This is a genomic window from Thermodesulfovibrio hydrogeniphilus, from assembly GCF_054657355.1.
In genome coordinates this window covers 1,339,054-1,352,505 of the sequence record NZ_BAAHYW010000001.1, presented here as the reverse complement: position 1 = coordinate 1,352,505, position 13,452 = coordinate 1,339,054, and the positions used below count along the sequence as shown (strand labels likewise).

The following is a 13,452-nucleotide window of genomic DNA, read 5'->3' as shown; positions in this document are numbered from 1 at the left end:
CAGGATGGGTCCTAACGGAAAGCGAGCTTATAACGCTTCACCTTCTTTAAAACTCGCAATGCGTGCAAAAAAAATAATTTTCAAAGGGTTGTAGTAGTTATTGGGTTTCTACCTTTATTTTTCGTAAGATTCTTCAAATAGAAGGAACAAAACTTAAAAAAGATGATTTGTATTTGGGGGAAGGCAAAAATTTAAGACCTCCCCCAATCCTGTACATCAAATTAGATTCTGCATCTTCCTATCGCAGAATTAAGTTCTCCGCCCAATCTTGCAATATCTGATGCTGTCTGAGCTGACTGGTCAACTGCAAGAGATATCTCTTTTGAACCCTCTGCTATGCTTCCTATATCCTGTGTTATGTGGTCTGTGACTGATGACATCTCCTCTGTTGCACTCGCTATCTGCTGTATCATTCCTTGTAGCTCTTGTGCTTTAGCTAATATTTGTTCAAGCATCTGGGCTGATTTGTTGCTTAGCTCTACTCCACTTGCTACTTTCTTCGTTGCATCTTCCATAGAACCCTCTGCCACACCTACCTCTGCCTGTATTCCCCTTATCATCTCTGCTATCTCATCCGTTGCCTTCGCTGTTCTTTCTGCAAGTTTACGCACCTCATCTGCAACTACTGCAAATCCACGACCCTGCTCTCCAGCCCTTGCTGCCTCAATTGCTGCATTCAATGCAAGTAGATTTGTCTGATCCGCTATGTCTTTGATTACTGTCACTATCTCACCTATCTGGCGGGAACGGTCTGCAAGAACATTGATTACTTCTGAGAGTTTATTAATAGCTCCCTCTATGAGTTTTATCTCCTGTGCTGTGTTTGTTGTCATTTCTTTGCCATCTTTTGCTACCTGTGCAGTCACATTGCTTGCCTCTGCAATTTGTGCTGCGTTCTTTGCTATGTCAACAACAGTTTGAGACATCTCCTCAGCTGCTGATGCAATCTGAGAGGCTCTCTCTGTCTGAGATTTTAGATTCCTTGATATCTCCTCTGTTGTCGCAGAAAGCTGCTCTGAGGATGAGGCAAGAGATGATGCTACGGTTTGAATGCTTGATATAAGATTTTTTACAGTGTCCATAGCATTTGATACTGCCTTAATAATAGGTACAAATTCGTTTTTAGCGTTGATTTCAAATTTCGCTGTAAAATCACCGCTTGCAATTCTATTCATTGTCTCTCCTAAGTCTTTTGCAAAATTCTCTACAAACTTTTTTGTATCCCTGATTAAGAAAATAAAAAGAGAGAGGATAATTAAAAGAATTATACAAGCAGCTATCAATAATTTTGTTGCTTCAGTCATTACACTCTTATTAACATCGTCTATATAAATTCCTGTGCCGATAACCCAACCCCAAGGCTCAAAATTTTTTACAAAGGAAAGCTTAGGAAAAGTTTCTTTTGTTACTCCACCACCTGCTAATGGTTTGGGCCATTGATAGGTAACATATCCTAATCCTCCTTGATTTACTACTTCTACAAATGCCTGAAAAAGATTTTTCTTACCATCGGTCTTTATTATTTTTCCCTGTAAGCCTGCCTGCATACTTGTAGCACAGTTAAACTTTGGATCGTCAAGAACCTTTCCATCAAGGGAGCTCACTGTTGGATGCATTATCATTTTAGGAATTGGCAAAGTAGTATCATTTATCCAAAAGTATTCTTTCTCTTCATACCTTAAAGTTTTAATAACTGAAATAGCTGCCCTTTGAGCTTCTTCCTCAGTTAACTTGCCCTCTTTGAATAACTTGTGATAGTATTCAATAATTCCATAAGCAGTCTCTGTTACATGTTTAAGTTTAATTTTTTTCTCTTTTATCATTGAATCTTTAAGAGTTAAAACATTGTTTGCAAAAATAACAACCAATGATAGAAATACAAACAAAGCTAAAATGATAAGCTTTCCCTTTAAGCTTAAATTTCTCCATTTCTTCATATTTTATGCTTCCTTTAGGTAAAGCTTTTTCAATTTCCAAATAATTTGCTTCAATTTATTCGCAAGGACAAGACTAACATACTTAATATAGTTTTGAATTAGATATGCAAAATATATTCCATTCATGAAACTTATTGATTTGCCTATCTTTTGCCTTAAGATAAAAGTTACTAAAAGTAACAAATTTTTAAAAAGTGTTACTAAAAGTTACAAAAATAGTGTGTGCGATTCCTAAGTGTCATTGTAAGAATTCCCCTCACATTCACTGCGAGATATTCCCCTTACCGTCACGTATGATAAATATATGGACATTAAGCAGAGATAGTTTAAAATAAAAGTGAAAAAAGAAGGTGGCAAGGACGATTTGTCATAGGTCTTAAAGACCGTTCGCAATGTTGTCCTCCACCTTCTCCCTTCCCTTAAGCCTGAACGGAACATTAGGCTCAGACAGCCTGAATGAGTTCCCACGATGATAGGATAAGGGAAGAAAAAAATCAAATGGAGAAAGCGAGATAACAAACGAGACGTTCGTAGTTGTGACATGCTCTCCATTTTTTGGAACAACAAAAATACGAAACTTCCAGGCAATTCCATTGCAGAAGTCTGCCGTAAATACTCTATCAGCAGAAGCAACTTTGACAAATGGAGACAAAAATTCAAGGGCATGTCCTCATAACAGTCCGGGAGGAAAATCGCCCTAAGAGGTTCATAGGAATTGTTCGTAAATATTTTGTTACAGTGGTTGGTTGCATTAGTTTTATTAGTTTTATAAAAACAAAAGTTTGTATTTATAATGCTCCAATAAACGGGGGCATATCATGTTTTCACCCTTTAGAAGTTCTTCAATACAGACAGAAAGTATTGGATGAAGCCTTTCTGCACATATAAAACCTGAAAGTTTAGGGCACTGTCTCAATAGTTCAATATGTTGCCAATTGTACTTCTTTTTTCTTCCAGAGTTCTTTTAACCCCACTTCATCAACTTTTGAATAAAAAAATTTTAAAATCAATGAGTTATAATTTTTAGATTAGCCTACAAAATTCTCTCGCACTTTCGTAAGTTCTGAAAATCTTATCCCCTACTCCCAATATTCTCAGTATCTTTTTATGTTCCTCCTTAGCTTTGCTCATAATCCTTATTTTCTCCCCCTCTATCTCAAAACCTCCTATCCCTATCTCATAAAATTTGTCCAAACACTTCTTCAGACTGTTTTCTTTGCTCTCCCTTAACCATCCTTTCTCCTTCAACTCATCCATTAGCCTGTTTAACACTGTCTGGGCTACCACACATAAAAATATATGCGTCCTTACTCTCCTGTCTTTATAATGATATATCGGTCTTATCTCTACAAAATCCTTTAACTGCTTGAATGCATCCTCCACTGTCTGTAATTCCTTATACTGCCTCTCTATTTCTTCATCTTCTTCCTTTATTAATGTCGTCTGCAAAATATACTTCCCACACATATCATATGCCTTCTTTATAGCTTCTTGCTTTGCTATTATCTGAAATCTGCCTTCTTCGTATCTGAAATCATAATAATTCTCAGCTCCACTTTTTGTCAGTTTCCTCTGCGCCCTCCTCAGTATTTTCTCCCTGTCTCTTAGCTTTCCTCTTTCTACCATCTGCCTTACTTTTTCCAATGCCTCCCTGCCCCTTTTAAGTATACTTTCCAATGTCTCCCTGTCATGGCTTTCTCTGTATTCAGACCCACATAGTACATATCTGCTCTTTACCCCTTCCTCTTCACTTATATAGATGGTCACTGGCAACTCCTTCTGAAATATATCTAACTGTATACCCCTCTGCACTACCATTTTCTTTGCTTCCCTAAATCTCATCGCTAATATGTAGTTTATCCCCTCTCTCTCAAGATACTCTATATTCTGTAATGTCACCATCCCCCTGTCTCCTATAAATACTGCCTCCTTGATGTCGTATCTCTTCTTTAACTGACTTATTAGTCCCTTTACTGTCTCCTTATCTGATATGTTGCCTTCTATAACATCAAAATGCACTGGAAATTTATTCTCGTTCAAACATAAACACAACAATACTTGCTTTTTATCGGGCTTCCCATCCCTTGAGTATCCATATCTTGCAAGCCCCAGAGGTCCTTGACCCTCAAAGTATACTGAGGTAATATCATAAAGCAACAACTTTGTCCCTTGTGCTCCCGTCTTATAAAAATCATCTAACACATTATCCATCTTCTCATACAACTTGTCCATTGCCCTGTATATCTCATTTACATGCATATCCTCTTCCCTTAAATCAAACAGTTCCATAAAACCACTTCTTCGTATCCATCCCACTGATGCATACTTACTCCTTGGCTCTATTATCCTGTTAAGCACTACTGCCAAAAGCAAATCTCTTACCTTCTTTGGAAAATGCCTTAACCATCCCAGAAATCCTATCTTCATCATAAATCCTAACAGTAACAGTATATGCCCTACTGAAGTTGCATCCTCAAAAAACTTGTCTTTGTCCACTACAACCTTTTTCTCAGGTGACTTAAGCAGTTGCCTTATTTTGGAAATAAGAGGCTCACCTAAGTGAGTGATATTGGCAATTTTTTCATGCCTAACCTTTTTAGTTTTTTTGTCTCTGTAAGCTTTAGATATTTCGTAGGTTTTGTATTTTTTACCTTTTTTTTGTTGACCAAGATTCTTTTACGAACATAGTTACCTCCTTTTTATTTAGCATACAAAAATTAGACAAAAAAGTCAATATTTAATGGAATAAATAAGCAAAAATAATAAAGTTAGATTAGACTACAAAATTGAATGAAAAAAGATATAACTTATTGAATTATAAAGCTTTTGATATTTTTAAAGGCTGAAAATTGATGAAGTTGGGAGACACCGCAAATTGAGCCTCAAATAGAACAGTTAAAATTTAGACTTGTTTAATTGGACAGCAAATAAAAAGAAAGGGGGGTAACCTGATTTTGAAAAAGCAAATTTTCTTGTCCAAAAGTCTTATTTTATGCGGATGTTTTTTATGAGTTTAGATTATTTTGGACAGCAATGGTCATGATAGAAAATAATCTATAACTAAAACAATCCAAAATCTAAAATCCATCATTCACAATTCACTATTCACCATTCACCAATTAGAGATTACTTCGCCATACGCTCGCAGTGACGAGTTTCTATCTTAATTTTTGAGTCTTAAAGACATTGAGAATCCTCATTGCCGATGGAACAATCTGATTTTCTATGTAGTAATCTATATCAACTTTAGATGGTTCAGCCAACTCTACTGGATACGCTCTTTCACTAATGGAACCAGTACCTTTTTGAATGATATAGCCTATGACGCTTCCTTCTCCAACTGGAATTTCTTTTTCAAGAAGTCTTTTGGCAGCCATAACATGCGGAGATATGAGTTTATATTCAGAAACAGGCTTTGAAAGCTGTTCATAGACAACGAGGTCTCTAAAGTCATACTTACTCTGCTTTAGATTATTTATTCTTTCATCAAGATATTTAAAAGCTCCTTTAACATTTTCCTCTATTAGGCACATTTTCAATATTTCCTGTTGAGTTTGCTTTGCGTAACGGGACAAATCTCTTCTCACTATCTCAAGTCCTCTAATTTTTAGCCTTCCTTTTTCATCCAAAAGTGCATACCTTTTTTTTGCTATTCCACCTGTTTCTTTTGGAACAAATAGTCCTTTTGCATAGAAATTTTCAAGGTCAAGCCTCATTATTCCGGGAAGATAATCGTTTATTTCATGTATAAAAGCCTCTACTTTACCTTTGTCTTCAGCAAACTTTAAAAATACTGAATCCGTATCTCCATAAATTACCTGAAAACCTCTTTCCTCTGCTTTTTTTAATACTTCCTTTATCCAGAATCTTCCAAGTGCTGTTATGGATTCTGCACACTCCTTAGAATACCATCTGCTTCCAGGATAGGCGTAATATCCATAGGAAGCATTAATAATTGTTTTCAATGCTTTTTGTTTGGTATCAAGCACAAGATATTCGTGGGAGTCTGGATCAAGCTTTTTTAATTTTTCCTTTAAAGCGAGCCTCTCTTTTAAAAGCTCCTCTATAGCAAGAGATTCAAATCCTCTTTTATTTTTGCAAAACCAATAGGGAAGTTCTGGTATTTTATAACCCTCATCTTTACAACAAGAGCAGTTAAGAGTTTCAATTGAAATATTGTACGAGGCAATAATGGATGGATAGAGGGAGGCAAAATCAACAACCGCAATGTTTCTGTGAAGCCCCGGCTGAGGCTCCTTTACAAAACCGCCTTCATAAGTTATTTGTCTTCGCATTTGTATTTCATCAAACTTTGGCTGATTGGGAATGATTCGGTTTTGGCTTTTTGCTTTTTTTATGTAATACCACTCAACAAGCTGACTGTATGGCATCCTTGATGTATCAAAAAGTGACTGACCAGTAATTTTAGTCAGTTCTTCTATGTCTGGAAGCAGCATTTCAGCAAGCTTATACACAAGTTCACTGTCTTTTAAGCAATATCTTGCGAGTTTATCAAGTTCATGCCCCTTATCCCATGCTTGCAAAATATCCTCGTATTCCATGTCAAGCTTTGTGTCTTCTAAAAGTTCATAGGCAACATTTTTAAGTGTAAGTTGTTCACTTTGAAGCATTGGAGAGAGAATATTGAATACAAAGTTAAATATATCAATATGAACTCTTCCTATAAGACGGGCAGTTGTAAATCTTGCCCTTTTTAAAAGGGTAATTCCAGAGTTATCCCTTGAAAGAGAGTCTATGCTTACTTTTAACTTTTTTGCTCTTTCTCTTAAAACAGGCATATCATAAAGATCCGAGTTATAACCACAGATTATATCAGGGTCATAGTTCTTTATGATTTGTAAAAAACTCTCAATGACTGATTTTTCATCATTTACAATAATTGAGTCTACACTGTAATCTGTTTTTTGATATGTGATTATTTTAGACAATCCTTCACCAAATACAGATATCATTATGATAGATGGAACTCCTCTTTGAACCTCAATCACTTCCATATCAAAGGCAAGGATTTTAAGATTAGGTTTCTGCCAAATGGTTTTTTTGATATCTTTTATTAAACTCTTTCCTCCCTTAACAGTCAATTCTCCTTCTAACCATTCAAGACAGGAGAAACCTTGCTCAGACAGATAAACTCTTGGTGCTGAAATTTGATATTCAAATTCATCAATGACAGAGCCGGAACCTCCTCTATTCAACTCCAGCATTTTTACAGCATCCCTGACTTTCTGCAAATCCTGATGTCTTTTTGTATAAATTTTTATAAAAATTTTTTCTTCGCCATGAAAAATTTTTCTCTCCTTTGTGATTTCAGTAACAGGCAAGGCTTTTTGTTTTATAATTTCAGAAATTTCCTTTGTAGCTTGTTCAATATCTGAGGGCAATACATAAAAATAGGATCTGTATGTAGGATCAATGGTTTTAATCCTACTTCCATCTTCAGAAATTCCGAATAAAAGCATTCCTTCATCGGAGTAGTCAATATCCAAAAGATAGAATTTCATTGCTTAATTATATCAATTTCTGATGGACGGAGGTAAGAATTTAAAAATAAGATTGCATATAGTTTATGTTTTTTGTTATAAAATAATTAAAGGCTTCCTGCCCTGTACGTGATGGAGGAAAAAGGAGGTCCGGCAATTAAATCATTTAAGGGAGCCAGCGTAGGCAGTGGTGAGCATGCCTCTTCGGAGGAAGCCTAAACTGTCTACAAGGCACCCACTTGTCAGGAGAGGACCTGACCCTTTCCAAACCACACGGCAGGGCGGGGGTTATGATGACAGTGGAGAAATCCACTTTAGATAAATATAAATTTTTAAGTATCATAGATTTTTTGCTATAGATTAAAATTCTATCCACTTCATCATATCCCCACGAGGAAGCCATTTATAAATAATTCTGGAGGTGTTTATTATGGATTTTATATATATTCTCATTGCTATAGTCTTTGGTGCTGCTTCTGGTTATGGTTTATATCTTTACAAAAAGAAAAGTCTGGACATAGAAAAGGCAAATCTAGAAATAGAGAAAAAAAGTCTATCTGAAGAGAAGATAAAAATTCATGATGAAGTTCAGAAAATTATTGATGAAGCAAAAAAAGAAGCAGAGACGATAAAAAAAGAAGCTCAAATATCAGCAAAGGAAATAGTATATCAGTTAAAATCTGAGGCAGAAAGGGAACTTAAAGAGAAAGCAAAGGAAATTAATTATCAGGAAAAGAGATTAAGACAAAAAGAGGAGCTTCTTGACAGAAAGTTAGAACAGGTTGATAGAAAAGACTCAGAATTACATAAGAAAGAAAAAGAATTAGCAGAAAGAGAAAGAAATCTATCAGACAAAGAGAATCATTATAAAGAGTTAATCAAGGAACAGCAGATACTTTTGGAAAAGATAGCTGGAATGAAAAAAGAAGAAGCAATGCAAGAACTTTTCAGAAGGATTGAGGAGGAAACGAGGTTTGAAGTAGCAAAGTTAATTAAAAAAATAGAAGACGAAGCAAAGCAGGAAGCTGACAAGAAAGCAAAAGAAATACTAAGCCTTGCTGTGCAACGATATGCAAGTGATTATGTAGTAGACGCAACAGTGACAGCAGTAAGTCTTCCAAATGATGAGATGAAAGGAAGAATAATAGGAAGAGAAGGCAGAAATATAAGAGCCTTTGAAGCACTAACTGGAGTTGATCTTATAATTGATGATACTCCAGAGCTTGTTATACTTTCATCCTTTGACCCCATAAGGCGAGAGGTTGCAAGAGTTGCACTTGAAAGACTGATAGCTGATGGAAGAATTCATCCTGCAAGGATTGAAGAGGTTGTTGAAAAAGCAAGAAGGGATGTTGAAATATCCATAAGAGAAGAAGGTGAAAAGGCTGTTTTTGAGCTTGGATTGAGCGGTATTCATCCTGAAATAATAAAGCTTGTTGGAAGACTTAAATACAGAACATCATATGGACAAAATGTTCTTCAGCATTCAAAGGAAGTTGCTTGGCTAAGCGGTATTATGGCAGGAGAAATTGGCGCTCGCGCACTTTTGGCAAAGAGAGCAGGACTTTTGCATGATATTGGTAAGGCTGTAGACCACGAAATGGAAGGTTCTCATCAGGAGATCGGTGCTATGCTTGCAAGAAAATACGGTGAGAGTGAGGAAGTTATCAATGCTATTTTGTCTCACCATGAAGATGTTGAATTTTCCTGTGTTGAATCTGCTCTTGTAGCTGCAGCAGATGCTCTTTCAGCTGCACGTCCGGGTGTAAGAAGGGAAACAATAGAAAGTTACATAAAAAGACTTACCAAACTTGAAGAACTTGCTATGTCTTTTCAAGGAGTCCAAAACTGCTATGCAATTCAAGCTGGACGAGAAGTGAGACTTATTGTAAGACCAGATATGGTTACTGATGAAGAATGTGCTCTCATTGCAAGGGAGCTAACCAAAAAAATTGAGAAAGAGTTAAGCTATCCTGGGCAGATAAAAGTTACAGTTATCAGGGAATCAAGATTCATAGAATATGCAAAGTAATGAAACTGTCAACATACTCTTCATCGGCGACATAGTAGGCAAGCCCGGAAGAAATATCGTAAAGGCAGTTTTGCCAAAGCTCATTCAAAGCTATAAAATTGAATTAGTTATAGCAAATGGAGAAAACGCTGCAGGTGGTTTTGGTATTACTGAAAAAGTTGCTGAAGAACTTTTTTCTTTAGGTGTAGATATTATAACCACTGGCAATCATGTATGGGATAAAAAGGAAGCTGTTCCATATATTGCAAAAGAATCAAGAATCCTAAGGCCTATCAATTATCCTGAGGGTGTTTTGGGAGCAGGAAGTATAGTTTTCCGAACACGAAAAAACAACTTAGTTGGAGTGATAAATGCCTCAGGAAGAGTATTCATGAATACTCTTGAATGTCCATTTAGAGCCACCAAAAAGGAGATTGAGAGAATTAAAGATGAAACAAATATCATTGTAATAGATTTTCATGCTGAGGCAACATCAGAGAAGCTTGCCTATGCATTTTATTTTGATGGAAAGGTTAGCGCTATTTTGGGCACTCATACCCATGTCCAGACAGCAGACGAGAGAATTTTGCCAAAAGGCACAGCATACATAACAGATGTTGGCATGACAGGACCTGAAAATTCAATAATAGGGTTTAATGAGGATGAAGTGATAGAAAAATTTCTTACCCAAATGCCTAAAAAATTTGAAGTTCCCTCTGCTCCATCAATCCTTTCTGCTGTTTTCGTTGAAGTTGATTCAAACACAGGTCTTTCAAAAAAAATAGAAAGACTGAATATAAGGCAAAGTTAGATTTAAAAAATTTATGTTTTTCAAAGAAAATCTTATTTAAGCCAAGTTTACAAATATTCATTTTTCTGGTAATCTTTAAATATGAAGCTCATGCTTGCTTTATTATCAATTCTTTTTTTCCCAGTCGCTGTTTTTTCCGAATACATAGGGACTGAAGCATGTAAATCATGCCATTTGAAACAGTATGAAAGTTTTATAACCCATTCAAGAATGTCTCGCTCCTATGAGGCAGTTGAAAAAATGAAGAATAAAATAACTCCTGAAGAGCTAAAAACCTGTTATCAATGTCATGCAACTGGCTATGGCAAAAAAGGAGGATTTGTATCTGTGGAGCAGACTCCTCATCTTAAAAATACAGGATGTGAAGTATGTCATGGACCCGGCAAAAAACATATAAAAACTAAGAATCCGGCTGACATAAAAAGAAAAGTTACTCTTGAAACTTGTGAATCCTGTCATACTGAAGAGAGAATAAGGACATTTAGATTTAAGCCCCTTCTCTACGGAGGAGCTCATTGATGTTTAAATTTATTACCCAAAAAATTGGAAACAAATTAATGCTTACTTTTATTGCAATAATTATTTTGATCATGATCATAGAGATGACATTCAGAATTTATTTTGGAGTGCAGGATAGAGTAAGAATTGCAGAAACTGGAAGCAAGGAAGTAATGGATACAATTTATGCAACAATGAAACATCCTTTGACAGTTGGTGACAGTGAAACCATTCACAGAGATCTTGAGGAAATCGGGCAGAAACATAAATACATCTCTGTCTATCTATGCGATTTTAATGGAATAGTTTCATTTTCAACGGATAAAAAAAACATAAATCTAAATATTGAAAAACTAATAAATGAACAAAAATTTATAGAAACGCTTAAGGAAAGTTTCAAAGGATATACGGAAGAGGCTAAGTCATTAATTCTTAATTTAGAGGATAGGCGCAATCTAATATCTATTTTACCAATAAAAAATGCTCCTGAATGTTACCATTGTCATGGCAGATCAAGAGATATTTTAGGCGCCCTTGTTATGAAAACGGATGTTGAAGGTTTATATAAAACTGTAATTGCTCAGAGAAATAGGTCCCTTGCATTGACACTTTTTGCATCTTTGCTCGCTATATTAGTTACCAATCTCGTAGTTAGCAAATTTATAAGAAAGCCAATCAATAATTTGGTTGATGCTGCTGCAAGATTTGCCAAAGGAGAGATATCAGTAATAACAAAATATCCTAAGGATGAAATAGGAACTTTGACAGAAACATTTAACTACATGGTTAATGAAGTTGCCAAATCTAAGATGGAACTTGAAAAGGAGCTAACGCGAAGAGCAAGGCTGCTTGAGGAAAGGGATGAACTTGTTGCTTTGCTTCAGAAGGCAAATAAGCAATTGAAGGAGCTTGATACTCTAAAGTCTGCATTCATTGCAAACATGTCCCATGAGCTCAGAACTCCCATGAATGCAATAATAGGATATACTGATTTACTTCTTGATGAAGTAGACGGACCTCTCAATGATGACCAAAAGGCTTCTCTTAGAAAAGTTGCTGCAAATGCAAGGCATCTTCTTCAGTTGATAAATGATGTACTTGATATTTCAAAGATTGAATCAGGCAAGATAGAGCTTAGACCCAAAGAGGTAGATTTAAGACAACTCATTGATTCAATTATGGTCACATTTGAACCTTTGATTGCTAAAAAGGGGCTTTCCTGTTCATTGGAGATTGAACCGGGAGCAGAGATACTTTATGTTGATGAGGATAAAACAAAGCAGATATTAATTAATTTAATCTCCAATGCTGTCAAGTTCACTCATCAAGGAGGCATAACAATAAAAGCAAAGGTCTCTGAAAGGGGTAAAGACAAAGATGGAAATCCGCAATTTGTTGAAGTTTCAGTAACGGATACAGGCATTGGAATAAAAAGCGAAGACCTTGATAAAATCTTTGATAAATTCGCACAGGCTGATATCTCAACGACAAGACAGTATGAAGGAACAGGACTTGGGCTAAGCATAGTAAGAGGACTTGTAGCTTTACACAAGGGAATGGTTTGGGCTGAAAGCGAGGTAGGCAAAGGCAGTACATTTTATGTGTTGTTGCCATTCAAAAAAGAGGTTTTTGATACCGCTGGTCCTGTAATTGAGGAAAAAATGGCTGAAGCTCTTGGGCAGTATTTTGAAGTTCCAAAAGAGGTATTTTTGCAGGACCCCTCTTACGAAGGAAAGCTTGTTAGATGTTGGGATTATACACAATGTGGGCATGTAAACTGTCCTGAATATGGTTCAGGAGAGAAAAGATGCTGGCTTGTTTTAGGCACGCATTGTAAGGGAAGGAAAATAGCATCCTATCCTGAAAAAGTTGATACATGTAAGATATGCGAAGTAGTAAGAGACCTTGTACTTCATAGAGAGCCTTTAGTATCTGAAATAGTTAAACCCTCTAAGCAAGAGAAAGTTGTATTGGCAATTGATGATAATCCTGATGCAGTTGATTTAATTAGAAAATATCTGGAGAAGGAATACAAAGTTATAGGAATTCTTAACAGTGAAGAGGCGGTGAAAAAAGCAAAGGAAATAAAGCCTGTTGCAATAACTCTTGATATAATGATGCCAAGAAAAGATGGTTGGCAGGTTTTGAAAGAGCTTAAGGAAGATCAAGAAACAAAGGATATTCCTGTAATCATCGTTTCTATAGTTGACAATAAAACACTTGCCTTTAGTCTTGGCGCAACAGATTATTTTGTAAAACCCCTTGATGGCAATTTACTTTTGAAAAAAATACAAACTATAGAAACAAAAAGACCTATAAAAAAAGTTTTTCTTCTTGAAAGAGACCAGAGGACAAATGAAGAATTAACTAAAATACTTAAAGAAAGTGGTTACGAAGTCTTACCGGCATTAAACAGCAAGGAGGCAATTGAAAGGGTAAAAACTGAAAAGCCTGACCTTCTCATTGTTAATATAACAGACCCTCAAAGTAGTGCCTTTGATTTTATTGATTTTATCAAAACATCTGAACATTTAAGGGATATCCCGATAATTGCTATTACGAATAAGGAATTAAGCGAAAAAGAAAAGGAAGCATTAAATGGTAGAATAAAGGATATAATAAATAAAGCTCTCGTTTCAGAGGAAGAACTTATTCAGGAATTAAAAAATAGCCTAAAGAAATTGGAGGGCTGAG

General features: G+C 35.8%; 8 protein-coding genes and 1 other RNA gene. 6 read left to right on the top strand and 3 right to left on the bottom strand.

What is annotated here, in order from left to right:
• Positions 1–221 precede the first annotated feature (221 nt).
• Complete coding sequence (locus ACYQ3P_RS06800; RefSeq protein ID WP_460177181.1) at positions 222–1,937, bottom strand: methyl-accepting chemotaxis protein; 1,716 nt, start codon at positions 1,935–1,937, stop codon at positions 222–224.
• 541 nt (positions 1,938–2,478) lie between these two features.
• Here ACYQ3P_RS06800 and ACYQ3P_RS06795 point away from each other — a divergent pair.
• Entirely contained in the window at positions 2,479–2,613 is a 135-nt protein-coding gene (locus ACYQ3P_RS06795) for a transposase (RefSeq protein WP_460177180.1), read from the top strand.
• Between the two features lie 347 nt (positions 2,614–2,960).
• Here the strand turns inward: ACYQ3P_RS06795 and ACYQ3P_RS06790 are convergent, their stop codons facing one another.
• Both ACYQ3P_RS06790 and ACYQ3P_RS06785 read right to left on the bottom strand, forming a co-directional pair.
• Positions 2,961–4,505: an IS1634 family transposase gene (locus ACYQ3P_RS06790; RefSeq protein WP_460178054.1), complete on the bottom strand. Its 1,545-nt coding sequence runs from the start codon at positions 4,503–4,505 to the stop codon at positions 2,961–2,963.
• 590 nt (positions 4,506–5,095) lie between these two features.
• Positions 5,096–7,459 (bottom strand): DNA-directed DNA polymerase, encoded by a 2,364-nt coding sequence (locus ACYQ3P_RS06785; RefSeq protein ID WP_460177179.1) that lies wholly within the window; start codon positions 7,457–7,459, stop codon positions 5,096–5,098.
• Positions 7,460–7,550: 91 nt separating this feature from the next.
• Between ACYQ3P_RS06785 and ssrS the strand changes: the two genes are divergently transcribed.
• The 5 genes from ssrS to ACYQ3P_RS06760 all read left to right on the top strand — a co-directional run bounded on the left by ssrS (position 7,551) and on the right by ACYQ3P_RS06760 (position 13,451).
• Positions 7,551–7,730: non-coding RNA, 6S RNA (gene ssrS / locus ACYQ3P_RS06780), on the top strand.
• A 138-nt stretch (positions 7,731–7,868) separates the two neighbouring features.
• Positions 7,869–9,470, top strand: coding sequence for a ribonuclease Y (gene rny, locus ACYQ3P_RS06775; RefSeq protein ID WP_460177178.1), 1,602 nt, complete (start codon positions 7,869–7,871; stop codon positions 9,468–9,470).
• The gene (locus tag ACYQ3P_RS06770; RefSeq protein WP_460177177.1) at positions 9,460–10,260 is read left to right on the top strand and encodes a TIGR00282 family metallophosphoesterase; all 801 of its coding nucleotides are present in this window, start codon (positions 9,460–9,462) and stop codon (positions 10,258–10,260) included. The genes rny and ACYQ3P_RS06770 overlap by 11 nt, the downstream gene beginning before the upstream one ends.
• A gap of 81 nt (positions 10,261–10,341) precedes the next feature.
• Positions 10,342–10,779 (top strand): multiheme c-type cytochrome, encoded by a 438-nt coding sequence (locus ACYQ3P_RS06765; protein ID WP_460177176.1) that lies wholly within the window; start codon positions 10,342–10,344, stop codon positions 10,777–10,779.
• Complete coding sequence (locus ACYQ3P_RS06760; protein WP_460177175.1) at positions 10,779–13,451, top strand: response regulator; 2,673 nt, start codon at positions 10,779–10,781, stop codon at positions 13,449–13,451. Before ACYQ3P_RS06765 ends, ACYQ3P_RS06760 begins: the two co-directional genes overlap by 1 nt.
• The last annotated feature ends 1 nt before the right edge of the window (position 13,452 follow it).

Excerpts from the sequence above, each read along its gene's own strand:
- ACYQ3P_RS06770 (WP_460177177.1), top strand. The coding sequence starts at position 9,460 with ATGCAAAGTAATGAAACTGTCAACATACTCTTCATCGGCGACATAGTA.
- ACYQ3P_RS06800 (WP_460177181.1), bottom strand. The coding sequence starts at position 1,937 with ATGAAGAAATGGAGAAATTTAAGCTTAAAGGGAAAGCTTATCATTTTA.
- ACYQ3P_RS06765 (WP_460177176.1), top strand. The coding sequence starts at position 10,342 with ATGAAGCTCATGCTTGCTTTATTATCAATTCTTTTTTTCCCAGTCGCT.
- rny (WP_460177178.1), top strand. The coding sequence starts at position 7,869 with ATGGATTTTATATATATTCTCATTGCTATAGTCTTTGGTGCTGCTTCT.
- ACYQ3P_RS06785 (WP_460177179.1), bottom strand. The coding sequence starts at position 7,459 with ATGAAATTCTATCTTTTGGATATTGACTACTCCGATGAAGGAATGCTT.
- ACYQ3P_RS06760 (WP_460177175.1), top strand. The coding sequence starts at position 10,779 with ATGTTTAAATTTATTACCCAAAAAATTGGAAACAAATTAATGCTTACT.
- ACYQ3P_RS06795 (WP_460177180.1), top strand. The coding sequence starts at position 2,479 with ATGCTCTCCATTTTTTGGAACAACAAAAATACGAAACTTCCAGGCAAT.